The 23,915-nt window shown below is 43.9% G+C and carries 26 protein-coding genes, 1 tRNA gene and 1 pseudogene; 9 read left to right on the forward strand and 19 right to left on the reverse strand.

All coding sequences use genetic code 11. From position 1 onward, the window contains the following. Nucleotides 1-49: 49 nt before the first annotated feature. On the forward strand, nucleotides 50-850 hold the full coding sequence (locus tag NFS34_RS04655) for an SAM-dependent methyltransferase (protein WP_251358725.1): 801 nt from the start codon (nucleotides 50-52) through the stop codon (nucleotides 848-850). A 39-nt stretch (nucleotides 851-889) separates the two neighbouring features. Then, on the forward strand, nucleotides 890-2,065 hold the full coding sequence (locus tag NFS34_RS04660) for a hypothetical protein (protein WP_251358726.1): 1,176 nt from the start codon (nucleotides 890-892) through the stop codon (nucleotides 2,063-2,065). 131 nt (nucleotides 2,066-2,196) lie between these two features. Here NFS34_RS04660 and mutH read toward each other — a convergent pair whose 3' ends face one another. Next, the gene (gene mutH, locus NFS34_RS04665) at nucleotides 2,197-2,853 is read right to left on the reverse strand and encodes a DNA mismatch repair endonuclease MutH (RefSeq protein ID WP_251358727.1); all 657 of its coding nucleotides are present in this window, start codon (nucleotides 2,851-2,853) and stop codon (nucleotides 2,197-2,199) included. A gap of 83 nt (nucleotides 2,854-2,936) precedes the next feature. Here mutH and rppH point away from each other — a divergent pair. After that, nucleotides 2,937-3,416: pseudogene (gene rppH, locus NFS34_RS04670) on the forward strand (RNA pyrophosphohydrolase); the annotation flags it as partial. 239 nt (nucleotides 3,417-3,655) lie between these two features. Here the strand turns inward: rppH and NFS34_RS04675 are convergent. After that, nucleotides 3,656-4,273: a carbonic anhydrase gene (locus tag NFS34_RS04675; protein ID WP_251358728.1), complete on the reverse strand. Its 618-nt coding sequence runs from the start codon at nucleotides 4,271-4,273 to the stop codon at nucleotides 3,656-3,658. Between the two features lie 70 nt (nucleotides 4,274-4,343). Beyond that, on the reverse strand, nucleotides 4,344-4,937 hold the full coding sequence (locus NFS34_RS04680; protein ID WP_251358729.1) for a DUF938 domain-containing protein: 594 nt from the start codon (nucleotides 4,935-4,937) through the stop codon (nucleotides 4,344-4,346). Between the two features lie 121 nt (nucleotides 4,938-5,058). Here NFS34_RS04680 and NFS34_RS04685 point away from each other — a divergent pair, with 121 nt between their 5' ends. The 4 genes from NFS34_RS04685 (at nucleotide 5,059) to folA (ending at nucleotide 8,150) form a co-directional block, all read left to right on the forward strand. Continuing rightward, on the forward strand, nucleotides 5,059-5,865 hold the full coding sequence (locus tag NFS34_RS04685; RefSeq protein WP_251358730.1) for a sulfite exporter TauE/SafE family protein: 807 nt from the start codon (nucleotides 5,059-5,061) through the stop codon (nucleotides 5,863-5,865). A gap of 31 nt (nucleotides 5,866-5,896) precedes the next feature. Beyond that, on the forward strand, nucleotides 5,897-6,685 hold the full coding sequence (gene lgt, locus NFS34_RS04690) for a prolipoprotein diacylglyceryl transferase (RefSeq protein ID WP_376707932.1): 789 nt from the start codon (nucleotides 5,897-5,899) through the stop codon (nucleotides 6,683-6,685). A gap of 111 nt (nucleotides 6,686-6,796) precedes the next feature. Further along, nucleotides 6,797-7,591, forward strand: a complete 795-nt coding sequence (locus NFS34_RS04695) for a thymidylate synthase (RefSeq protein WP_251358731.1) — start codon at nucleotides 6,797-6,799, stop codon at nucleotides 7,589-7,591. 46 nt (nucleotides 7,592-7,637) lie between these two features. Then, nucleotides 7,638-8,150: a type 3 dihydrofolate reductase gene (gene folA, locus NFS34_RS04700; protein ID WP_251358732.1), complete on the forward strand. Its 513-nt coding sequence runs from the start codon at nucleotides 7,638-7,640 to the stop codon at nucleotides 8,148-8,150. A 67-nt stretch (nucleotides 8,151-8,217) separates the two neighbouring features. Here folA and NFS34_RS04705 read toward each other — a convergent pair whose 3' ends face one another. The 4 genes from NFS34_RS04705 to NFS34_RS04720 form a co-directional block, all read right to left on the reverse strand. After that, the gene (locus NFS34_RS04705) at nucleotides 8,218-8,787 is read right to left on the reverse strand and encodes a class GN sortase (RefSeq protein WP_251358733.1); all 570 of its coding nucleotides are present in this window, start codon (nucleotides 8,785-8,787) and stop codon (nucleotides 8,218-8,220) included. Beyond that, nucleotides 8,784-10,874 carry a marine proteobacterial sortase target protein gene (locus tag NFS34_RS04710; RefSeq protein ID WP_251358734.1) on the reverse strand — a complete coding sequence of 697 codons (2,091 nt, stop codon included), beginning with the start codon at nucleotides 10,872-10,874 and terminating at the stop codon, nucleotides 8,784-8,786. Before NFS34_RS04710 ends, NFS34_RS04705 begins: the two co-directional genes overlap by 4 nt. A 151-nt stretch (nucleotides 10,875-11,025) precedes the next feature. Beyond that, on the reverse strand, nucleotides 11,026-11,733 hold the full coding sequence (locus NFS34_RS04715; protein WP_251358735.1) for an SIMPL domain-containing protein: 708 nt from the start codon (nucleotides 11,731-11,733) through the stop codon (nucleotides 11,026-11,028). Nucleotides 11,734-11,852: 119 nt separating this feature from the next. Continuing rightward, nucleotides 11,853-12,260 carry a YccF domain-containing protein gene (locus NFS34_RS04720; protein WP_251358736.1) on the reverse strand — a complete coding sequence of 136 codons (408 nt, stop codon included), beginning with the start codon at nucleotides 12,258-12,260 and terminating at the stop codon, nucleotides 11,853-11,855. 137 nt (nucleotides 12,261-12,397) lie between these two features. Between NFS34_RS04720 and NFS34_RS04725 the strand changes: the two genes are divergently transcribed. Continuing rightward, on the forward strand, nucleotides 12,398-13,255 hold the full coding sequence (locus NFS34_RS04725) for an aspartoacylase (protein ID WP_251358737.1): 858 nt from the start codon (nucleotides 12,398-12,400) through the stop codon (nucleotides 13,253-13,255). An 86-nt stretch (nucleotides 13,256-13,341) separates the two neighbouring features. Here the strand turns inward: NFS34_RS04725 and NFS34_RS04730 are convergent. From NFS34_RS04730 to NFS34_RS04745, 4 genes are all read right to left on the reverse strand, one after another. Beyond that, nucleotides 13,342-13,417 (reverse strand) — tRNA-Phe (locus tag NFS34_RS04730). Nucleotides 13,418-13,497: 80 nt separating this feature from the next. Continuing rightward, on the reverse strand, nucleotides 13,498-13,779 hold the full coding sequence (locus NFS34_RS04735; RefSeq protein WP_251358738.1) for an oxidative damage protection protein: 282 nt from the start codon (nucleotides 13,777-13,779) through the stop codon (nucleotides 13,498-13,500). A gap of 1 nt (nucleotide 13,780) precedes the next feature. After that, nucleotides 13,781-14,854, reverse strand: a complete 1,074-nt coding sequence (gene mutY / locus NFS34_RS04740) for an A/G-specific adenine glycosylase (protein ID WP_251358739.1) — start codon at nucleotides 14,852-14,854, stop codon at nucleotides 13,781-13,783. 25 nt (nucleotides 14,855-14,879) lie between these two features. Beyond that, entirely contained in the window at nucleotides 14,880-16,709 is a 1,830-nt protein-coding gene (locus tag NFS34_RS04745) for an SLC13 family permease (RefSeq protein WP_251358740.1), read from the reverse strand. Between the two features lie 196 nt (nucleotides 16,710-16,905). On the opposite strand from NFS34_RS04745, the gene trmB reads away from it, so the two are divergent. After that, nucleotides 16,906-17,631 carry a tRNA (guanosine(46)-N7)-methyltransferase TrmB gene (trmB, locus tag NFS34_RS04750; RefSeq protein ID WP_251358741.1) on the forward strand — a complete coding sequence of 242 codons (726 nt, stop codon included), beginning with the start codon at nucleotides 16,906-16,908 and terminating at the stop codon, nucleotides 17,629-17,631. A gap of 240 nt (nucleotides 17,632-17,871) precedes the next feature. Here the strand turns inward: trmB and NFS34_RS04755 are convergent, their stop codons facing one another. The 8 genes from NFS34_RS04755 to NFS34_RS04790 all read right to left on the reverse strand — a co-directional run bounded on the left by NFS34_RS04755 (nucleotide 17,872) and on the right by NFS34_RS04790 (nucleotide 23,884). Continuing rightward, nucleotides 17,872-18,153: a DUF6232 family protein gene (locus NFS34_RS04755; protein ID WP_251358742.1), complete on the reverse strand. Its 282-nt coding sequence runs from the start codon at nucleotides 18,151-18,153 to the stop codon at nucleotides 17,872-17,874. Between the two features lie 191 nt (nucleotides 18,154-18,344). After that, nucleotides 18,345-19,169: an META domain-containing protein gene (locus NFS34_RS04760; RefSeq protein ID WP_251358743.1), complete on the reverse strand. Its 825-nt coding sequence runs from the start codon at nucleotides 19,167-19,169 to the stop codon at nucleotides 18,345-18,347. Nucleotides 19,170-19,343: 174 nt separating this feature from the next. Continuing rightward, nucleotides 19,344-19,787, reverse strand: coding sequence for an SRPBCC domain-containing protein (locus tag NFS34_RS04765; RefSeq protein ID WP_251358744.1), 444 nt, complete (start codon nucleotides 19,785-19,787; stop codon nucleotides 19,344-19,346). A 20-nt stretch (nucleotides 19,788-19,807) separates the two neighbouring features. After that, nucleotides 19,808-20,815, reverse strand: coding sequence for an NAD(P)-dependent alcohol dehydrogenase (locus tag NFS34_RS04770; protein ID WP_251358745.1), 1,008 nt, complete (start codon nucleotides 20,813-20,815; stop codon nucleotides 19,808-19,810). A 65-nt stretch (nucleotides 20,816-20,880) separates the two neighbouring features. Beyond that, entirely contained in the window at nucleotides 20,881-22,086 is a 1,206-nt protein-coding gene (hemW, locus tag NFS34_RS04775; RefSeq protein ID WP_251358746.1) for a radical SAM family heme chaperone HemW, read from the reverse strand. Nucleotides 22,087-22,092: 6 nt separating this feature from the next. After that, nucleotides 22,093-22,722 carry an RdgB/HAM1 family non-canonical purine NTP pyrophosphatase gene (gene rdgB, locus NFS34_RS04780; RefSeq protein WP_251358747.1) on the reverse strand — a complete coding sequence of 210 codons (630 nt, stop codon included), beginning with the start codon at nucleotides 22,720-22,722 and terminating at the stop codon, nucleotides 22,093-22,095. Between the two features lie 114 nt (nucleotides 22,723-22,836). Further along, the gene (locus NFS34_RS04785; RefSeq protein WP_251358748.1) at nucleotides 22,837-23,286 is read right to left on the reverse strand and encodes a DUF4426 domain-containing protein; all 450 of its coding nucleotides are present in this window, start codon (nucleotides 23,284-23,286) and stop codon (nucleotides 22,837-22,839) included. Nucleotides 23,287-23,314: 28 nt separating this feature from the next. Continuing rightward, nucleotides 23,315-23,884, reverse strand: a complete 570-nt coding sequence (locus NFS34_RS04790; RefSeq protein ID WP_251358749.1) for a YggT family protein — start codon at nucleotides 23,882-23,884, stop codon at nucleotides 23,315-23,317. Nucleotides 23,885-23,915 lie beyond the last annotated feature (31 nt).

The raw sequence follows: 23,915 nt of genomic DNA on the forward strand, positions 1-23,915 counted from the left end.
GTAATAAGAGCACCTAGGTGCTCTTTTTTTATGCTAATAGAGGGTATATATGGATTCAAATCGCGGAAGCCTAACCATAGTCAGTACCGGCATGCTTATTGGGGGCGATATTTCGGTTCGTTGCCAAGAAATCATTAAGCAGGCGGATCAGGTATTCAGTTTGATGTCTTCAGCCGTGGGCGACAGTTGGCTTGATAAACTTAACCCAAACCATCAGAGTTTGCAGTATTTATATGGTAAGACTAAGCATCGCATGGACAGCTATGAAGAAATGGTTGAGGTTATGATGCAGGCAGTGCGTCAAGGGAAAAAAGTGTGTGGTGCTTTTTACGGTCACGCAGGGGTTTTTGCTTGGGCGCCCCATGAGGCGGTTAGGGTCGCGCGAAAAGAAGGCTTCGAAGCTAACATGCTGCCAGGAATTTCAGCGGATTTGGCGCTGTATGCCGATGTAGGTATAGACCCTGCAACACAAGGCGTGCAAGCTTTTGAAGCAACACAGCTTTTATTTTATAAACACAATATTAATCCTGCGGGATATGTGATTTTGTGGCAAATTGGTCTGATAGGGGAGTATACAGCTCGAAGTTTTGATTTCCCTGAAAAAGGCCCTGCGATTTTAGTCGAACACCTCAGTCAGTGGTATCCACTGGATCATTCAATAATTTTGTATGAATGTGCGGTGTTACCAATACTCGAAACGCGCATCGAAAGAATGGAACTAAAAGATCTGGTTAATGCAGAGCTAAATTTGATAACAACCATGGTGTTAGAGCCCTACGGTGAATTAGAAGCGAATGATGAAATTTTAAATAAGTTTAATATTAGTGAGGCTTTGATAGCCAAACGATAAATTGATAGAAGAGCACAAATTTTGTGCTAAAATGGAATTATGAAGAAGTTCTTCGCCAGTGTTGTTTTATTTCTTGTTTGCGCGTCTGTTGTTGCCCAAACTGAAGAAAGCTCGCATCAAGAAAGCTCGTATCAGGAAAAGTTAGATTATATTTATTCGATCAGGCTTAATGATATTAATGAAGCCAAACGCCAGCTAGCTGAGTTAGCTCAAGAGTTGAACAATCTATCAAAACCGCAACGAACACAGTTTTATAATCTGCGAGCCCACTCGGAGCTTATAAGAGGTAATATCCAAGAGTCATTAGGTTATTCAAGAAAAGCAGAATCATTAGCGAATAAGTATGATTTTGTGGCTAGGGCAAAATCGCTACAAGTTGTTGCTTTGGCTTCAAGCGGTAACTATCAAAAAAGTTTTATAGAGCTCTATGAAATCTTAGACAGGATAGATGAAATTGAGTCGGCCGAGCTTAAGCAAAGTATCTTACAAAATGCGCTATCGCAGCATACCAATGCAGGCATTTTTGATAAGTCGCAAGAGTTAATCAGAATGATTCTTGCGCAGGCAAAACGTAATAATAGTGATTACTACAATTGTTTTGGTTTCCTAGAGTTAGCCTTGCTCAATTTAACCTTGGGTAATCACAAGCAAGTGCAGTTTGATATTGATAGCGCGACCACCGAATGCCGGAAGGCTCAAAATAATATGGCTTACCTGACGCTCGATGTATACAGAGCCAAGCTTTCGAATGAAACAGGCAAAACTGCAGAGGCCAAGCGAATTTATGAGCAACAATATCCGAAGCTAAAGACTTTTGGTTGGAAGTCAATGTTGGTTGATGCACAAATTGCTATGGCAGAAATTTATTTAGAGCTCAAAGAGCTCGAGAAAATAGAGCCGTTAGCATTGGCAGCTTATAATTATGCTAAGGAAGTAAATAATATTAGGGAAGTTCGTGACAGTAGCCTAGTTTTATCACAGTACTTTACCGAGATTAAGGATGATGACAAGGCAGGTTTTTATAAAAATAAATACCTAGAAGCTGCTAATGAATTAAATACCCAATTGCAAAAAAAACGTATTGCTTATTATCAAGCAATGAACTATCGAGCAGTAAAAAAGCAGTCAGAGAAAGAAGAAGACTTGGTTAACCTAGAATCGGAAAAAAAAAATAACCTTCCTGTTAGGGGCGAATTTAAGTCTCCCCACCCCTAAAACCCAAGCGTAATTAGTCCTGCCTTGGCAAAATAGCTGTTCCCCCATTTCGTTATCAAAAGTTTTGTAACTAGACCTCGAATTGACGGTTTTTATGATCACTTGAAAGCATGAGCGTAAAGCAAACCGTTTCAAAATTGTTGTTGCAAAATTTTTGCAGTAAATTGTGGACGTATATAAAAGCCGCGCGGTAAAGTTTTTATCATTTCACCATCGCGTCCCACTGAATCGGTAACAACTTTTGAATTGGCGGCCTTGGGTCTGACTTGCAAAATATCACCAAAGCGTGCATCAATCGTATCAATTCTACCCATGGCAATGGTTTCAATCACTTCTTCGAAATCATTTTGTATCGTTTGTTGTTCATTTGGCGAAGGTTGCCATAAGAACGGCATGGCGAGGGTTCTTTGTTCTATTGGGAGCTGCTTTTCGGCAATAATAGGGACCCACAATACATGCTGAAGTTTTTGTTGTACTACCGAACCTTGCCACTGTACCTGATGTAAATTGGTTAGTGGCACAACACTGACGTAGGTGGATTCTAGCGGTTTGCCTTGGCGATCGATGGGTAAGGTTTTCATTTCAACCCCAATACTGGGAAAGTCGGGTTGCGCAAGTGATCCAGATTCAGCTCCCAGTAAATACTCCAAAAACTGCCCAACCCAACCTTTTTCGCGCAGCAAATTTTCCGGCACTAGCGCCTGATATTGTTGCGCTAATTCGCCCAAACTAAAGCCAGCAAGGATTTGTGCCTTGTCGAGCAAGGCTTGTGGGGAATCATACTTCATCAGTGCAAAGGTCGTTAAATAATGATTGTCGAGATTTCATTCTGGTGGCACAATGATACCAAAGTTTTTTATTGGATAGATAGATGATCGACGCAGAAGGCTTTCGAGCCAACGTCGGCATCATCATATGTAACAAACAAGGCCAGTTGTTATGGACCAGACGTTATGGACAAACGTCATGGCAATTCCCGCAAGGCGGCGTGCACTCAGGAGAGAGTGCCGAGCAGACCATGTATCGGGAACTGTATGAAGAAGTGGGCCTTGAAAAAGATGATGTCCGTATTCTAGGGAGTACGCAGCATTGGTATAAATACCGATTGCCACCAAAACTAATTCGTCAAAACTCTAAGCCCTTGTGTATTGGGCAAAAGCAAAAGTGGTTTTTGCTGGAGCTGAACAGTGACGAAAGTAAAATTGATTTTAATGCCACCAACCATCCCGAATTTGATGACTTTATCTGGGTCAATTATTGGTATCCGGTGCGCCATGTGGTCAACTTCAAGCGCGATGTGTATCGACTGGCTTTATCCGAGCTGATCCACTCCATGTTTAAATATCAATTGCATGGGCAAACCGCAAGCCAAGACCACCAAGGCCAAAAGCCGCGCCATAAAAAACGCGGTAACCAGTCGCAGGGGCAAAATAAGGGCGCTTATAAATCGCACCAAGGCCAAAATCGAAATCAAAACGCTAATAAAAAGCGTAAGCCACGCCATCCTTATCGCTCCAATGCCAATCAGGAGTCGAAAGACTAAGGTGCTTGCTTAGCTAGCCTTCTATTTTGGGTATAACAATAGAGTTTTTAGTCGTCGAAAAACTCTACTTGCCCTGACTCTAAGGAATATTCGGCACCAACGATGGTTAAGCGTTTTTCCGCCAGTGCTTTGGTTAGAATGTCCGAATTCCCCACCAATTTTTGTACCGACTTTTCTACATTGGCTTTAACCGCGACTTGTTTGAGTTGATCGGCCTTGATGTTGATATTTTGTTTTATCAGCCCAAGTACTGCTGGCGAAATTCGAGTGACAATCGATTCTAAGTTGCCGCTGGCGACATTAGCATCGCTATCGAGCAGGTAATCCACTGTTGCGTTGATAGCGCCGCAATTGGAATGCCCCATCACTACCACTAGCGGAGTACCAAACGACTCCACCGCAAACTCAACGCTGGCGATCTGAGAAGGGGCTACGATATTGCCGGCCACTCGAATCACAAATAAATCCCCAAGGCCTTGATCAAACACGATTTCTGCCGGAACGCGAGAATCGGAGCAGCCCAAAATGATGGCAAAAGGTGCTTGCCCAGACGCTAGCTGGCTACGTTGCTCAGAATTGAGTTGAACATTACTGTTTTGGTAGCACTCAACGTAACGTTGATTGCCTTTTTTTAGTTCGGATAAAGCTTGCTCTGCACTGATCATGAAAAAGTACCACGATAAAATTTTCCAGATTTTACCATAAATTTGTCTATTGATTAGGGTCTTGCAGCTTTCAAATGGTTTTTTGGAATACCAGCAGCATATTGTTCGCGGGCATTTGGTGACGCTCTAATAAGCTAAGGCCATTATACCGGCCATGACTTAGAATATCTTCATAGTCCCGAATGGCAGATTCAGGATCACGCTTTTTTAGACTTTGATCAAACTGTTGGTTGGAAGGTGAAGTGTAGTTGCCACCGACATTAAAAGGACCATAAAGCAGAAAGTGGCCACCCGGTTTAAGATTCTTGCCAATCCCAGTAAACATACTTTTCACCGTATCCCAAGCCATAATATGGGCCGTATTGGCGGTAAAAATAGCATCGACCGGCTCGATATCCCAATAACGTCGAGCGGCGTCTAGAGTAAAAGGTTTACGCAAATTTGGCAGTTGGGTTTGTTCGATCCAGGCAATAATAGAGGCATGATTAGCTCGTAAGTCGCTGGTTTGCCAAGTTAAATGCGGCAATGCTGCGGCGAAATGCACCGCATGTTGGCCTGTGCCAGAGCCGATTTCCAGCACTTTTTTGCTGTGGCTTAAATAGGGCTTGATAACCTCAAGGATGGGCTCTTTGTTTCGCTCGCAAGCTTCGCTATATTGGCGCATGGTTTTCCTTTGCGCTGGTTCTTGCTAGAGTAGGCGGCGGCTTGCCAATTATCATCACAACCAGCACTTTTACTAAACGATTTACTGAAATCTATTACAAAACGACAGACACAATACTAACATGCTTTTGGAATGGCACTTTATTATTTTGCTTATCGCCCTTGGCTTATTCAATGGCATCTTAGCGGGGCTGCTCGGGATTGGTGGCGGCTTGGTGATAGTGCCAGCGATGATTTGGCTGTTACCGACAATTGGTGTGCCAGCTGAGCATTTGATGCACATGGCCTTGGCCACTTCAATGGCTACCATTTGTTTTACCGCTATTTCCTCAGCTTATGCTCATCACCAGCGTGGTTCAGTTTCAATATCTTTGCTAAAACTGCTGGTTCCTGCGATTGCTGCAGGCGGCTTACTAGGCGCCTATATTGCTAACTTGATCGATACCCTATGGCTAGGGCGGATCTTTGGCGTCGCGGCTGTTCTGATGGGGTTGCAAATGGTGGTTGGCAAGCAACCTACTGCCAAGGGCCTAAAGCTGAATGCTGTCAATGCTGCGCCTGCTGGGCTGGGCATGGGCGCGATCTCCTCATTGTTGGGTATTGGCGGTGGCTCGGTGGTGGTGCCCTATTTGTTGTATCATAAAGAAAAACTGGTCATGGCCATCGGAACTGCGGCCGCTTGCGGTTTGCCGCTAGCAATTATGGCGACAATCGGCTATGTTGTGCTGGGCTGGCAAGTTAGCAATTTGCCCCCATATCATTGGGGCTATGTGTATCTGCCGGCGGTGTTTGCGATTGCATTCGGCTCGATATTAAGCGCCCCTTTGGGAGCTTATTTAGCTCATAAGTTGCCAACCTTGATCATCAAGCGTATTTTTGCACTGCTGATGGTGGTGGTTGGGGCAAAAATTATTATGAATAATCTATAAACATCATTAAAGAGAGTGTTAAAAAAGACTGATGGATTTTCCACAAATTGATCCGGTAATTTTTTCTATAGGCCCGCTATCCTTACATTGGTACGGGTTTATGTATTTGTTGGGTTTTATCACCGCTTGGCTTCTGGGCAACTATCGCGCTAAACAAGCGAATTCAGGCTGGACCAAAGATATGGTCGCCGACTTTCTGTTTTACGCCTTTTTAGGGGTCATTATTGGTGGTCGCTTAGGCTATGTGTTGTTTTATCATATGGATCTGTGGCAACAAGATTTCTGGTATTTGTTTAAAATAACCGAAGGCGGTATGTCCTTCCATGGTGGTTTACTGGGAGTCTTGGGGGCAGTTTTCTATTTCGCCCGCAAAAACCAAATGCGCTTTTGGCAAGTGGGCGATTTTATTGCTCCATTAGCACCACTCGGCTTATTATTTGGTCGTCTAGGTAATTTTATTAATGGCGAGCTGTGGGGGCGCGAAGCCAGTGCCGATTTCTTTTTAGGGATGCGCTTTCCGGCGGATTCAGAAGGTTTAATTCGCCATCCTTCGCAGCTCTACGAAGCCTTTTTTGAGGGGTTGGTGCTGTTTATTATTTTATGGCTCTACTCGGCCAAGCCGCGCCCGACCAAAGCCGTATCCGGCGTGTTTTTATTAGGCTACGGCGGCTTTAGATTTGTGATAGAGTATTTCCGCGAGCCGGATTCGCATCTAGCTGCGGTAAGCGAGATCATCACTCGGGGGCAGTTGTTGTGCCTACCAATGGTAGCGCTCGGTTTATATTTAATTATCAGTGCTTATAAACAAAGCGCTAAATAATATTCGTCATTCCCGCGCAGGCGGGAATTAAAGAAAAGACAGGTAAAGAATAGAGATTCCCATTTTTCCCTAAAGGGATTTCCTTTGGTCACATGGGGATGACAAAAAATTATGAAACAGTATTTAGATATGATGCGCCATGTTCTAGACAATGGCGAAGATAAAGGCGATAGAACTGGCACGGGCACTCGCAGCGTGTTTGGGCATCAGATGCGGTTCGATCTGCAACAAGGCTTTCCTTTGGTTACCACCAAAAAATTGCACTTGCGCTCTATTATTTATGAGCTTTTGTGGTTTCTAAATGGTGATACCAATATCAAATACCTAAAAGATAATGGTGTTCGGATTTGGGACGAGTGGGCGGATGAAAATGGCGATTTGGGTCCCGTTTATGGCGAGCAATGGCGTTCTTGGAAAAAGCCAGATGGCACAACCGTCGATCAGATCTCGAATGTGTTAGAGCAAATTAAAAACAACCCTAACAGTCGCCGCTTAATGGTGGTGGCCTACAATCCTGGGGTGGCCGATGAAATGGCGCTGCCGCCTTGCCATTCTTTATTCCAGTTTTATGTGGCGAATGGCAAGCTTTCTTGTCAGCTGTATCAGCGCAGCGCTGATATTTTCTTAGGCGTGCCTTTTAATATTGCTTCTTATGCCTTGTTAACGCACATGATGGCGGAGCAGGCGGGATTGGATGTGGGTGAGTTTATTTGGTCAGGTGGCGACGTCCATTTGTACAGTAACCATTTTGAGCAAGCTCAAGAGCAGCTGTCGCGAGAAACTTTGCCTTTACCTAAACTGGAAATAAAGCGTAAGCCCGATTCCTTGTTCGATTACCAATTTGAAGATTTCGAGATTGTTGGCTATGAGTCTCATCCGCACATTAAAGCGCCTGTGGCCGTTTAGCTCAGCCCTGAGCGAACAGCAGCTAAAGAGCAAGGAACGAAAAAACATGCCTAAAATTAGCTTAATCGTGGCTATGGCCAGCAATCGTGTAATTGGCAAAGGCAATCAAATGCCTTGGCATTTACCTGCCGATCTAAAACACTTTAAGGCAGTAACTATGGGTAAGCCAGTGGTAATGGGGCGTAAAACCCATGAATCGATTGGCATGGTTTTGCCTGGGCGTAAAAATATTATTATAAGTCGCGATGCAAATTACGCTTCCAATTTTTATAACGACCAATGCCTAACGGTTACCAGTCTCGAACAAGGACTAGAAGCGGCTAAAGTTGCGGTTGGCGAAGCTAATGAAATCATGATTATCGGTGGCGCCAATATTTACCAACAAATGATCGAGCAAGCCGACAAGCTCTATTTAACTTTTATTGATCTAGACACCGAAGGCGATGCGCACTTCCCGGACTGGACGCACTTAGAGTGGCAAGAAGTTTCTCGAGAAGAATATAAAGCTGATGAAAAAAATCCTTTTAACTATCAGTTTGTAACCTTAGAAAGAAAATAACATTGCTTACAAATTATTTTAGTCTTTACTGAAAAGGGGGTTGGCAAAGAGATGCAAAGGGTTGAACTTAAAGTTTTTCCGCATGCACTAAATATCGTAATGGTCCGCCTGTTTCGAGCATATTAAAAGGATAGCAGGTAACAAGCGTTAATTGATTAGCACCTCTATCCAACATCGAATCTTGCTCGATATTATGAATTTCAGTGGCGGTGATTTGATAGCGATTTTTCTTTCCTTGCTTATCTTGCAATACAATTTCTTGATCAATGATTAGGTGTTGTAAAAACTCAAAATGAGTATCCCGATGGCCGCCAATAATAGTGTAGCCGTTTTTTTCTGGCGAATCGCTAGAGAGCAACAACCCTGGTCCGAAAGCAAGATTACGTCCTGAAGCGCCGGACAAAACGATCTGTTCGATTTGTTGACTGGGTACTAAGAGTTTAGCTATCGGATAGGTATCCGCCCATGACCAAGGTTTGTGGGGTTTGTCATAATCTAAGGTTTTTTGCCACGCGCTTTGCAGCAAATATTGAGCAAATATGGCTTTGCTTTTGATATAGGCGGCTTGACCAAAAGCGGCTAAGCTAATGGTCAGGAGAATAAAAAACACAGCGTATTTTTTTTGGAAAAATTTCATGCAGTTTTCCCTTGAGCTTGTTGCAAGCCTTGTTTGATAAGAGTGCAAGGATGTGGCGTGCGAAATAGCCAAACTAACCAGTAGACTAAAGCCAATAGTAAGCTCAAGGCGCCAATTGCTAGGCTGATATTGGCAAGCGTACCGCCTTGCGGATAGCCGTGTGTTTTTTGATTAGGTTTTTGCCAACCCGCGGCAAGGCGATTTTTCATTTGAATTTGTTTAAGTTTTTCCGCGACATCATGTGGCGTTTTATCCACTGCTACTAGACTGGTGTAGTCGCTGACCAGATGAAAGTCTAGAGCAGTATTTAGGATTTGCTGTTTAATGGTATCGCTTTGTTGATAGTCATAAACCATTTCATTTTTTAGCGAAGCGATCTTCATGCGTGCCCACAGTTTGGCAACGCCTGCGTTGTTACTTTTAGTACTCTTGGGCAAGCTCGATTGCCATTGTCTGCCTGAAGTTTCGCCGCTAAGCTCCATCGTGAAATTAGTGCCCACGGGCGTACGATAGCTGGCATAAAGCGGTTCGCCTAAATACAAGTCACGCAGATATTTAGGTTGTAATTCGATATCTTGTAACACGCCTTGATTCAGCGAAAGGTTACTCAATACCGGATAACGCAGCTTGCTAAACAATTTTTGCAGTTGCTGTTCGACTTTGCTGATACTACTGATATAGGTAAAGGTGCCGCGGCCATATTCAGCGGCTTTGCTCATAAAGTAACTGTTAGGAGCCGCGCCAATGCCAATGGTGAATAGGCGGTTATTGCCCAATCGATTATGAATCAATGAAAAAACCTGCTGCTCATTACCAATACTGCCGTCGGTCAGGAAAATAATCTGGCGCAACTTTTCGCTGTTAGGTTTGGTTAGTGCTAGATCGACCGCTTTAGCAATCTCAGTACCACCTTCTGGTTGCAAGCTATTGATGAAAGTGAGCGCGTCTTGCACTGATTGATCGCTAAATTCTTGCGCCTGTGAAAATAATTTTCTGGCGTTACTATCAAAATCAATAATGTTAAAACTGTCGCCCGGATTGAGCTGGCGTAGCGCAAACTCTAAGCCGGCTTTGGCTTGTTGCATCGATTGGCCAGACATAGAGCCGGAAGAGTCCACCACAAAAATCATTTCTCGCGGCTGAATGTTTTCGGTGAGTAACTGTTGTGCCGGCGGTACTAACACTAAAAGATGATATTGATAGTCAGCTAAAGTTTCTGTGAGTAGTGTTGCTTGTGGTTCTTGTCCTAACTTAGGTTGCCATTTCAGAATAAAATCGCGCTCAGCCTGTATGCTATTATCAAGCTTAATTTGTAGCTGATTGGATTTTTGTTCGGTTTTAATCGAATGGTGTGGGCTATCAAGTTTTGCTAACTCGAAGCCAGCATTAAGGTTAATGGTAAAGTTAACTGGCCGATCCGGTGGGTTGCCCATATTAAATTGTGAGACTTGAGGCGAAAGCGGTTGCGAGCCTGCTATGTTAGTTTTTAATGGCGATTCAGGATCAATTGATCGATTAGTTACAGTAGCTTGCTGGGGTTGATAGCGCGGAGTGATCCCTAGCGGTATCTTGAAGCTAAATTCGGTGTCGTCAATATGGATCAATTGCTGAAATTCGATGTGAATTTTAATGGTTTCATAAGGTGCAATATTGGCGAGTTTGGTAGTAAACAGGTTTGGCCTTTCTTGGCGTACCAAACTGGCCTTTTTACCTTCTAATTTTGCTTTTTGGTAAGTCGCCTCAGCTTGCTGTTTTTCTTGAATTTCACCTTCAATAACTTGCTCACCAATAATCATTTTTAACGTATCCACCACTGCATTTTCCGGCAAAGGAAACTTATAAACGCCCTCTAACCATTCGCCAGTTTGATTGGAAAAGGTTTGGATTACTTGGGTGCGCGCTACGACTCCATTAATCTCTACCGAGATATCGGTAGATAGGGGTAGCTGTTCCTGTTGGTAACCGCTTTCAAGCGAGCGATAAGAAATTTGCGAATAGTCGTCCTTGTCATGGCGGCTTTTGCCTAAGGCGAAAAGGCTTGGTATAAAACAAAGGTTGAGTAGTAAGGCGGTGAAAAAGGTTTTCATAACTGCTCCTAGCGATCTAATCAGATGCAGTTATTACAACCTATGATCTAAGCATTTTACGGCTTAGAAACTGGAGCATTATGCCAAATTATGACGAAAAAAAGGCACTGCTAAATACAGCGCCTATTTACACAGGAAATGTATTGGTGGATTAGTCCGCTAGATAATATTCTAAGGTCGAAACGATACGAATTTTTTTAATATGGGGCGTATTAGAATCGCGATCGCTAATGCTAAATTGCCCTTGGCGCGCTTTGCGCAACTTGCCTAGAGTGCTGTTTGAATCTTGGGCAAATTTTTGTGCCACTTGGCGCGCATTATTAGTCGCCTGCTCAATCATTTTGGGTTTTAAATCGTTAAGCTTTGTGAATATAAACTCAACCCGCGCTTGATAGTCATTACCAGCAATCACAATGCCTTTTGAGGTTAGATCTAATAATTTTTTTCTGGCATTCACCACCTTGTCGACACTCTTGGTGTAAACGTTGATGGTGGCAGTTGCGGTGTAACGGAAGCCCTGTTGCGCGCCACCATATTGTTGCGCTTGCTTATCGACGATAGTCGGGGCGCCAGTAGTGATTTCTTCTTTGCTAAAACCTTGCGCTAGCAGAAAGTCCTGAATGATGTTGCTTTGTTGCTTTAAAGTTTGATGAAGATCGCTGAGTTGATTGCTGCCGCTGCTAAAGCGGATTGGGAAAATCGCGGTGTCGGCCACAACTTCTTGCTCTGCTAAACCTTTGGCGGTTACGGTGCGCTCCATCTGTTTAAAATCGATCAAGGCTTTTGCCAATAAAAAGCCTGCTACGACTAGGCCAAGGCCTATAAAAAATCCGCCAAGTGGTGATAATTTATTGCTCATTACTGCTATTCCATAGATTTAAAATCGCGATGATAACAAAAGAATGTGGCGAAATTATGGAATTAGTCGCGCTTACTAGCAGATTGCAATAAATTTTACCTTTGCCTTGTTGTTAACCGTTATGCGGTTGCCAATTGGCGGGAGTCGTCTTTAGAGACAATCACCGCACCAAACGGCCATATTCCGAGTTTGACCATTTTGAAATGTTGTAGTCCAAACGGAATACCGATGATGGTCAGGCAAAGGAATAGCCCCCAGAAAAGGTGGTTGATGACCACAAAAACACCACCAAAGATCAGCCAAACAATATTAAGCAATACATTGATCACACCGCTCATGGGTTGCTGGCCGCTCATACGAGTTTCTTGGCCGAATGGGAAGATGGAAAAGATCGCGAGTTTGAAACATTGCACTCCCCAAGGAATGCCAACGATGGTAAAACACAGGGCGATGCCGCCAGCGATATAGCCGAAAAATATAAAAATACCGCCGAACAGTAACCATATGATGTTAAGTAGTAGTGACAATTAAAGTCTCCATTTGCTTGCTTATCTTTAGTCTAGACTGAAATCAAAGCAAGTCGCTACTAATAAAACGCAACAAAATCCGCTAAACTGTTAGCAGATGTAACAATAGAAAAAGCAATAAATTCAGCGAGTTAGGCATGATTAAACGAATGGCGATGGTTGGCGGTACGCACGGTAATGAATTTACTGGCATCTATTTACTCGACAAACTGCAAAACCAATTGCAACTAACGGCTGTGACGATTGACTATGTGCTGGCCAATCCCAAAGCGTATCAAGCAGTAAAGCGGTATTTGGATCGAGACTTAAATCGTTGCTTCAAACTTAGCGATCTGGCTGATCATAAGCTTTCTGGTTATGAAAATCTGCGCGCCAAAGAAATCAACCAACAATTAGGACCCAAAGGAAACAGTAAGACAGATTTTATTGTGGATTTGCATACCTCGACCGCGCCGATGGGGATTAATTTGGTGCTCACTAAAATTGATGAGTTTCATTTGAGATTGGTGGATTTTGTGCAACAGCGACTCGAAGGCGTAATCATTACTTGGGAAGATATTGCCGATCACCACTTTTTGATGAGCATTGCTGAAAAGCATCTTTTGGTGGAGGTGGGCGCAACGCCGCAAGGGGTCTTAAGGCAAGATGTGTTTGATAAAACGGAAGCCGCGGTTGGCTTTATTATAGAATTTATTGAGCTATACAATTCGCATGAATTACCTAAGCCATCAGCGTCGGTAGATATTTACAAATATTTTGACGTAGCCTATTTGCCGCAAAACGAACAAGGCGAAATTATCGGTATGGTACATCAAAACATCCAAGATCGAGATTTTGGCTTGCTGAAAACTGGCGAACCGATTTTTAAGCTATTTAGTGGAGAAGATGTTGTATATCAAGGCGAAGACTGTACGATCAGCTTTATCAACGAAGCCGCTTATTATGATGAAAAGAAAGCGTTTTCGATGTCGAGGAAAGTAAGTATAGAGTTGTAACTAAAACCAAGTGCTGTTTTGAGTGTACTTCTGGTGTACCTAGACATAAAAAAGCCTGACTCTTTCGAATCAGGCTTTGTGAATAATGGTGGCTCGGGGCAGAATTGAACTGCCGACACAAGGATTTTCAATCCTCCGCTCTACCAACTGAGCTACCAAGCCAATGGACGCGTATTAAACCGATTGTGAGGCTTTTAGTCAAGCCCCTTTTTGCCAAAAACACAAAATTATTGGCGGATTTTCTAGCTCGGACTCTGGTCGTTAGGGGTATAGCCTTCAGGCTTTTCATAATCCCCACCAAATAGGAATAATTCCATCTGTTCCGCGAGGTATTGTTGCGCTTTGGGATCGATCAAACTCAGGCGTTTTTCGTTGATCATCATGGTTTGATGGTTAAGCCAGAGCATCCAAGCTTCTTGCGAAATTTCTTTCATAATACGCTCGCCGAGCTCGCCGGGATAGGGCTGAAAGCTTAGCGCTGGGGCTTCCTTTTGGAGTTTGGTACAAAAAACGGTGTCGGTCATGTTATTCGAGAGTCTGTTTTAGCTGTTTGAGTAAATTGGTTACTGGTGTCGGCAACCCAATCGCTAGTTCTTCCAACGGTTCGGTTAGCGAATACCAGTCACTGGAATCGGCCTCCATAATACTCATATTAGGCTCTTGTTGCATTGTTTTTTCGATTGTTTTGTTCATCAATAGAGGGGTGATATGCAGATCATAATGGCTAAATTTATGCAAAATTTCTGGCAATCGTCGCGCACTGCTGTAGTTCTGCTTTACCGCTTCAGTCCTTTCAACTTCCGGCAGGGACCAGAGCCCGCCCCAAATACCCGAGGGCGGTCTTTTTTGTAATAAAATCCGTTGTTTATCGAGATAAATTAACCAATAAACACTTTTAGCAGGGCGTGCTTTTTTGGGCTTTTTATGTGGCAGTTCGGAAACGCGATCTTGCTGAAAAGCAAGGCAATGTGCGGTTAAGGGGCACTCTTGGCATAACGGCTTGCTACGTTTGCACACCAGCGCCCCCAAATCCATCATGGCTTGATTGTAGCCAGCTGTTTCTTGATTCGGGGTCAATTTTTCCGATAATTCCCACAGTTGGTTTAGTACTGTAGTTTGTCCATACCAACCTTCGATGGCGAAGCAGCGCGCTAGCACTCGCTTGACGTTGCCATCTAAAATTGCGCTTGGCTTGTTAAAAGCAAAAGCCGCGATAGCGCCTGCGGTGGAGCGGCCAATCCCAGGTAGGCTTTCTAGCTCGGCTTGGTTTTCCGGAAACTGACCAGCAAATTCATCCCGAATCATTTTTGCCGCTTTGTGCAAATTGCGAGCTCGGCTGTAATAACCGAGCCCGCTCCATAAATGCAAAACCTGATCTTGTTCGGCATTGGCCAAATCTAACACGCTAGGAAAGGCTTGGAGGAATTTTTGATAATAAGGAATAACCGTTTTGACTTGGGTTTGCTGCAGCATAATTTCAGACAGCCAGATCCGATAGGGATCTTGAGTATTTTGCCAAGGCAAATCTTTTCGGCCACTTTGATGGTAGTAAGCAATTACTTTTTGTGCGAACTCTACTTCTGACCAAGCCCTTGTCATAGTTACTTTTTAGCGTAGAGCCTAACTAGAAGCCGTAGAGGATCGGCAGAATAATGCTCAGGCTGATCCACATTAAGATCACCAATGGCACCCCGACTTTAATAAAGTCAGAAAATTTATAGCCGCCGGCATTCATAACTAATAGGTTGGTTTTATAAGCCATTGGCGTGGCGAAGCTCATATTAGCGCCGAATAAAACTGCAATCACGAATGGCTCTGGCGGTAGGTTCAATTGGGTTGCAACGCTGATCGCAATAGGGGTGCCAATTACCGCCGCGGCATTATTGGAAACCACATTGGTCAAAAGCGCTAGCAGCAACATTAAACCACTAAGAATAATCATCGGTGGGGTGCCGTCAGTTGCCCAGACAAAGATTTCCGCAATATATTGAGCGCCATCGGTTTCGGTCATGGCGATACCCAACGCTAAACTGGATGCGACGATCAAGACCACTTGCGCTGACAGGGCATTCATCGCATCGCGCCAGCTAATGCAGTGGGTTAGGATCATCAAGAGTGCGCCAGCTAAAGCACTGATAGCAATGGGCAAAATGCCGACTGCGGCGAAGAATACGATCCCCAACATGATCCACAAGGCTCTTGGTGCGCGGTGGGAGCGGGGAAGATCGGTGGTGGCGTCGAGGATCAGGATTTCGCCTCGTTTTTTAAATTCGGCAATTTCTTTTTGCCCGCCTTGGATCAGCAGAACATCGCCTACGTGCAAGGTGACTTTGCCCAATCCTTTATTGTGCATATCAACCACTTTATCTGCACGATGTAAGGCGATAGCGACCAATCCATACTCGTTCATGAAACTTACGTCTTTGAGCGTTTTGCCCGCAAGCGGTGAACCTGGGGTTACTACCAGTTCCGAAAGCTGCTGATTTTCTGCGGTTAGCGGATGATCGTCATCCACCAAATGGCCTTGTTTGAAGAGTTTAGCGCCTAGAACTTGTTCATACTCTTTGAGTTTGTCGGGAGTATCAATCACCCTTAGTTTATCGCCAGCCTTTATTCTCGCATCAGGCATTGGAATAATGGTCGCGCCAGAACCACGCTGGATCCGTGCAACCTTCATCAAACCTTCGGTTTTGTTAATCGCTTCGGCTAGGCTTTTACCATTGACCCAGCTGCTCTCGCTAATGTGTAGCTGAGCGGTAAAGACTCGCGGCGAGGTGTCCTTCATGATGGCTTGGCGTTCAGGAATAATTCGTGGCGCTATTAGCCATAAATATAAAATAGCGACAATCCCTGCTAATGAAGCTGGCAAGAAGAAGTCGAACATTCCAAACTTTTCCAGACCCAGATCGGCCGCTACCGAAACCACTAATAAGTTGGTAGAAGTACCAATGGTGGTGGCCATACCGCCAATTAAGGTGGCAAAGCCCATCGGCATTAACAGACTTGATGGGCTGGTATTCGCACGCAGGGCAACACTGATTAAAATCGGTAAAAGTAGGACAACGATAGGCGTATTGTTGACAAATGCGCTTAAAATCGCAGCAATTAATAAGGTTAGTAAGAGCGAAAACAGCGGTGAAGCCTTCCAAATACGACCTAAAAAGCGGCCAATGGGTTCTAAAGCACCAGTGCGCACCAATCCTTGTCCAGCAACCATCAAGGCGCAAACTGCGATCAAAGCTTCGTGGCCAAAGCCAGTGAAAAACTCCATCGGCTCTAGGTGACCATTGTGGTTATGGAAGGGTGCTAAGGTAAAACCGATGGTCAATAACAGCAATACGATAACGCATGAAGTTTCCAGCGGGATATCATCCCGGCGGAATAAGAAAAGCGCAATAACTGTCAGAATCAGCACGAAAAGTGCGTGATAATTGGGCAATTCGGGAAATGGCATTCCTTAGCTACCCCCACAAATAGAGTTCATTCGTTATTGTTTGTTTTTTTCGCAGTCGAAGTTAAAACTCTACTGATTTATCGTTGGGGAAGCAATGATTTTATAGGAAATCAATCGCTTAAAGCGGTCAAACCGTGAACCTCACAACGGCTCTATGATAGAATTGCGCCAATTTTATCCACATGAGTAGCAGCTGGTGAGTCAGGACAAAGGGGTTGAAGCCGATATTGAAATTAACTCGATTGGTAAAAGGGTGCGTAAGATCCGTAGCTATGTGCTGCGAGAAGGCCGCCTAACCAAGGGACAACAGCGCGCTATGGATGAACTTTTTCCGCAACTAGGATTAGAATTTCAGCGCCAAGCTTATGATTTAGAAGAGGTTTTCGGCAGAAGTTCGGCGAAGGTACTAGAAATTGGCTTCGGTATGGGTAAATCGCTAGCCGAGCAAGCCAGTTGTGAGCGCGATAAAGATTTTGTTGGGATTGAGGTGCATAAACCTGGAGTTGGCGCTTGTTTATTACTTGCTGAAGAATACGAGCTGACGAATTTACGCGTGATCCACCATGATGCAGTGGAAATTATAGACTATGCTATCGCGGATAAGTCGCTGGATAAAATACAAATCTTCTTCCCCGATCCTTGGCATAAAAAGAAGCACCATAAAAGGCGTATTGTGCAAACCGAGTTTTGCCAAAAGTTACATAAAAAACTAAAAACAGGCGGTATTTTGCACCTTGCCACCGACTGGGAAAATTATGCAGAGCATATGCTCGAAGTGCTTAACCCGCTACCAGAGTTCGAAAATCTTTCTAAGACTGGCGACTATGTACCTAGACCAGATTCAAGGCCGCTGACCAAGTTCGAACAGCGAGGACACAGATTAGGGCATGGGGTTTGGGATCTTCACTTTGTCGCTAAATAATTACCTATTTTCTCCATAACTTTGTTACTTTTGATTTTTAATTCGGTCATTACCTAGTTAGTAGCTCCGCTTATTAAAAATCAAAAGCGACTCGTTCTGAATAAAAACATCTTAATTATTTAATGTAGCTGAAGGACGATATTATCCTCGATCAATTATAGCTTCATTTAAAGCATGAACAACCTTGTTTATCCAAGTATTATCTTCACTGCTTAATGCTTTTGCTTCTCCTGAAGCTGTTTAAAGTAGAACATGAAATGTGGGTTTTTGTAGGAAAAACCAGCCTATACCTAATACAAGGCATATTATTCCCCCAGCAATTAGATCTCCTTTACCAGAAAATAATAGAACACCAATTATGATAAAAACAATTGGCCCCACCCTTGATGGTTTTTCTTCACTAGATTGAACGGAAGTGATGCCGCTCATTGCAAAGGTTTGTTTTGGTAAAATAAAGCGGGCATTAGTTACTCTTACTCCATCTTCATTTAAAAAAACAGATTCTTGATTTGATTCAGTCATTTATAGCTCCTTGTTTTTATACTTTTGTTTAAATTTTTTTATATGCCTTCAACTACACTAAAGATTTTATAGTTAAAGTAATTTATGTCAATTTTTTTGCTGGAAGGAATTTTCGAATCAATAAGATATTTAACTCCGCAGTTTTAAGGTCGACTTAAAACTACGGGAAGGTTGGATACTAGTCTTGGTAACTATTGCATTCTTGCCTTTATAGTCGAGCCATCGCCTGCGGTTAAAATCAAGGCACCTGTTGGATCGAATTGGTAGCTTTCAATCTTATTGAGTAGGCTTAAAAAACGATATTCTTGGTTCATCAGCGCTTCGGACATACAGGCTTTTTTGGTGCTCATGGCCGGTTTGATGGTCAGCATTGAATTATCAATTTGGTAGGTTGCGCTGTAGTTATTGCAAGAGGCGATACCTGAAACACGCCCTGAATGATCAAACCTTAGGCTTAGCCGAGAGTTATCAATAATTCCTTTATTATCAATATCTTCCACTATCCAGTCTTTTTCTAGTAGCGGTTGACGCTTTGAGTCAGGCTGAGATATCGCAGCCGAAGTTCTTTGCAGCACGATAGTTCCTAGCCGGCTATTGGCTTGTTCGACATTGATCGGGTTGTGTGTGGTACTGGTCCATAATAAGTCACCATCGCTACTTCTGATAACTGCTCTTAGCGAGTAGCTACGCCCCGACTCTAATAGATTTTGAGCAAAAGAAAAGTCGAGTTTATAGGGCAGTTGGGTTTGTCCCAAGACAATTTCTTTGCTGCTAATTAATTCAGATGCTTTATCGGCAATCGAAACATCCTCGACTCTGATAATAAGCTTGCTACCTGCTGGTGCCATCATTCTTTCGCGATAGAGCAGCTCGCCGCTAACCTGATGCTGGGCGACTTTATCAATTCCAGTTTGACTGCTGCTATTGCTCATATTCTCACCATTGTCCAGATTGGAAGTACATGCGAGCAAACCGCTACAAAGGGTTGCCGCTACGAATATTTTGGATAATTGCATAATCTCTAACCTATTTATCAAATGAATAGCGCCACTATCCCATCAAGCTGTATTTGGATAGGGCGTTTGAGTTTAAATGATGTATAAAGAATTACCTGATACGGTAGCTAAATCATAAGCTAGTGAGACTGAATAGGAGCTTAATAGTTCCTTATGTTAACAATGGCTATGGTACTAGCTATGATCGATAGCCACATCATTGGGAAACGGTTTGCCTTGGCCTGTTTCTAAATAGTCTTTAAGGCTTAGCAAGAATACCGCCCACTTTAAATTACAGTGCGCGAAAAATGGCGAAGCTTCTTGCCAGTTGCTGTGTTTCATATGCAATAAAATTTGCTGATCGGTAACCTCGAAGCCAAAAGAAATTTCCGTCCCAGACCATTCTGGTGGCATTTCGCCATAATGCAACCAGACCACTTTTTTATTTTCGATTTGCTCTTTGACCCGAAACTGGACGAGGCTGTCGTTAAACTTGAAGTCGATAATCGAGCGTACCCCAGCATCGGCGCCAGAAGTTTCGTGAGTCCACCACTGGCTTAAGCCCTGATCCGTGGTTAGCGCTTGGAACAGCTTTTCCGCCGAGGTTTTGATTCCTACTCTATGATAAATAGTTGGCATAGAACTCCTTATGATAAAAACTAGACTTTAAGTACCACCCGATAACGCGCTTTGCCTGCTTTAAGGTGGTCAATTGCTTGATTAACGTCTGGCAAGGCAAACTCTTCGGTCATGGGCGAAATTTGGTGGCGAGCGCAAAACTCTAGCATGGTTTTAGTCAGCGCCGGACTGCCCAACGGGCTACCAGAGACGGATTTTTGACCGCTTAACAGGCTAAAAGCGGGAATGGCCATAGGCTCTAAAACAGCGCCAACCGTATGCAGTTTTCCTTTGGCAGCTAACAGATCCAGATAGGCGTTCCAATCCAGCGAAACATTGGTGGTGTTTAAAATAAAGTCGTAACTGCCGTTATGCTGGGCCATAGCTTCTGAGTCGCGCGAGTTTAAAACCCTGTGTGCGCCCAGTGCTTTTAGCTCTTCGGCTTTGTCAGGTGAGGAGCTAAAAGCGGTCACTTCGCAGCCCCATTTATTCAGAAATTGTAGTGCTAGATGGCCCAGTCCACCAATTCCAATAACCGCAACCTTGTCGGTTGGCTTAACCCCCATTTGTACAATCGGGTTGAACACAGTAATACCGCCGCATAGCAAAGGCCCCGCTTTAGCAGGATCCAGCTCCTTGGGGATAGGAATAGCCCAAGCCCAATGACAACGGACCGTGTCGGCAAAGCCACCATGCCGGCCAGTAATAGTCCCTACTTGGCTTGCACAAAGGTTATGGGCGCCATCCATACAGGGATTGCAGTGCATGCAACTTGACGCCAGCCAGCCTAAGCCAACTCGCTCGCCAACCTTAACGCCTTTAACGGATTCGCCGACTTCGCTGACCACGCCAATCACTTCATGGCCAGGGATCAGCGGATATTGGCTCATGCCCCAATCGTTATTGAGCATGCTGAGATCGGAGTGGCAGATCCCACAATACTCAACTTTAATGGTTACTTCCTCGGCACCGATCTGGCCAAGTTGGTAAGAATGAGCTTGTAAAGATTCGCCAGCAGAAAGAGCCGCGAAAGCTTGTACTTGTGACATCAGAAAATTCCTTCTTCTAGCAAAACAGAAATTTAGCTTAGAATAATCTGACTAAGATTGCCAATTCAGAGTTCGCGGATTGAAATTTTTGGCGTGGCTAACGGCGAACTTTCTTGAATAAAACGTTGCAATAATTCGTTTAAAAATAATCCGCCTTTTTCTGAAACCTGTAACCAGCCTGCGCGCGATTTAAGCAAGCCATCGTCAACGGCTCGATCAATCTCTGGTTGAATATCCGCTAACAAGCGTCCGGTTCTTTGCGGGTAAATAGTCGTCGGAACCCCTTCAATTAGGCGCAAAGCGTTCAACATAAATTCAAACGGAATTTCATGCTCAGGGATCATGCTGGTTTGCGCTACTTGTGCCCAATCCTGTTGTAAATAGTCTTTGGGATGGCGCTTTTTAGTGGTGCGCTGAATAAGATTAAGATCCAGCCGAGTTATTTTGCCATGCGCACCGGCACCGATACCTAAATAGTCGCCGAACTGCCAATAGTTAAGGTTGTGTTTGGATTGAGAACTCAGCTCAGTAGAATAAGCAGAGGTTTCATATTGTTTAAAGCCTTGCTCGGCAAGCAGTTGTTGTCCTGCTTCTTGAATATCCCATAGGGTTTCATCTTGCGGTAATTTTGGCGGCTGTTGATAAAACAGGGTATTTGGCTCTAAGGTCAGCTGATACCAGGAAATATGTTGTGGTTTTAACTCTATTGCGGTTTTTAGATCGCCTAATGCTTGCTGCAAGCTTTGTTGTGGCAAGCCATGCATCAGATCTAGATTAAAAGAATTAAAGCCCGCCTGATGCGCAAATTCCGCGGCCGCTATGGCTTGCTCGGGGTTATGCACTCGACCGAGGATCTCAAGATGTTTGGCATTGAAGCTTTGCACGCCGATGGATAAGCGGTTGACTCCAGCTTGGCGAAAGCCTAAAAATTTCTCAGCTTCAAAAGTCCCGGGATTGGCTTCCATGCTAATTTCGATCTCGCCTTCAAAAGGTAGCAAGGCGCGAATCCCGCTTAACAGTCGATCAATCGCTGCAGCGGAAAATAAACTGGGTGTGCCGCCGCCAATAAAAATACTGTGCAGACGTCGCCCCCAAACCTTGGGTACTTCCTGTGCTAAATCTTCCAACAAGCGCTCCACATATTGTTGCTCAGGAATATCGCTAAGCTGTTGGCCTTGTTTTATGCCGTGGGAATTAAAGTCGCAATAGGGGCACTTCTTGATGCACCAAGGAAGATGAACATAAAGCGAAAGTGGCGGATTGGTTAGCATTGTTAGTTAGGTTGATGAGGCTTCGGGTAAATATTTGGGTAGCTGCGCCATCAGCTCACGCAAGGCTTTGCCGCGATGACTAATGTTAGCTTTTTCTTCAGGCGTTAGTTCAGCAGAGGCACATTGATGTTCGGGGCACCAAAATAAGGGATCATATCCAAAACCACCACTGCCGATTTCTGCTTCTAAAATTCGCCCTTGCCAACTACCGTGGCAAATCAAAGGGGTTGGATCTTGCGCGTGGCGCATAAATACTAAGATGCATTGATAGCGGCCAGTTCTTTTTTCGGCGGCAACGCCTTTAAGTTTTTCCACTAACAAGTCATTATTCGCTTGATCAGGATTGTCGGTTTTTATGCCATGCATAGTGGCAAAGCGCGCGGAATAAATCCCTGGCTGACCCTTTAAGAAGTCCACTTCAATTCCCGAATCATCAGCAATCGCGGGCAGACCCGTTACTTCGGCCGCATGGCGCGCTTTGATAATGGCATTTTCAACAAAAGTGGTGCCCGTTTCCGGCACATCCGCAACCCCGAGCTCAGTTTGCGGAATAATTTGATGATTAAAGGGTGCTAACAACTCAGTCAGCTCTTTAACTTTTTTGGCATTACTAGAGGCGAGCACAATTTTTTGCATGGGTTTACTCACAGCTTTAGACAAGGTTTAAATACTTCTTACAGGTGATTATAAAGCAAAAAGGTCGCGAGTAAGCGACCTTTTTGAGTTCAGTGTTATCGAGCTAGTAAAATATTATTCTTTATGGAATTTTTGATCCAGCTTTAACTCAATGGGGTTGGCTTCACCTGGCAGTCGTATATTAAAAGTCAACTCAGTATTTTCTTCAGGCCGAAATTGAAAATCTGCCAAGTAGTAGATGGCGTTATCTTCACGAATTTCGCGAAAAGCTAAATCTTCGTATTGCGACAAATTATTTTTGGCGCGACCTTGTATGTTAGCTTTAATTGGATCGGGCGTATTAGTTGGGTTGTGCCGATGAACGGCTACGTTGATCACGCCGGTAGTGCCGGAGCGCGGGATCTTGTATGAATTGGCAATGTTCGGCTGTAAAAATGTGCTGTTAAAAGCATTGTAATAAATAACGTAATCACCGACCCGCTTTTCTTCGGCGGTTAAGGCCGTTGAAAACAAGCTGGTAACAATCGCAATAACCATTGCAACAGAGGTATAAGCTAAACGCATAACAAACTCCTTGTGATCGAGTTAATCATCAGGCCAAAAATTTAGCCGCGAGATTAACTAAAAAACTTTGTGAATAGATTAACACAAGTAGCACTATCATTGGCGTGATATCTATCGCACCTCCAATCGGTGGAATGATTTTTCGTAAAGGTTGTAGTACTGGATTAGTGACCTGATGTAAAAAAGCATAGGCCGGATTATATTGGCCGCCGGATAAAAAACTCGCCAACATCAGGCCGATAAATAAAACGGTGAGTAGGGTAATAATATTGACTAGTAAGCCGGCAAAAGCAGGAAAACCCAGTAACACCGTGACTAGATAATACTTAGCACTCAAAGGTTGCCCTAACATGGAACTGATAACAAAAAACTTCAAAGTTAGAATGACGAGCGCAATAATCAAAGCGGTTAGATTAAATTTGCCTAAATCGGGAATAAGCGAGCGCAAAGGATTTAATATGGGATAAGTAAATTTATGGATCAACTGCGCTAAAGGGTTGTTAAAGTCAGCGCGCGCCAGTTGCAGTAAAATTCTGACCAAGAAAATCATGCATAAAAGGTTGCCCAGATGTTCGATAATTTGAATGAAAACGTTCATGAAGTAAGCCTTAGACTCCGATATAAATTAT

Source organism: Kangiella sp. TOML190, from assembly GCF_023706045.1.
Taxonomy (GTDB): domain Bacteria; phylum Pseudomonadota; class Gammaproteobacteria; order Enterobacterales; family Kangiellaceae; genus Kangiella.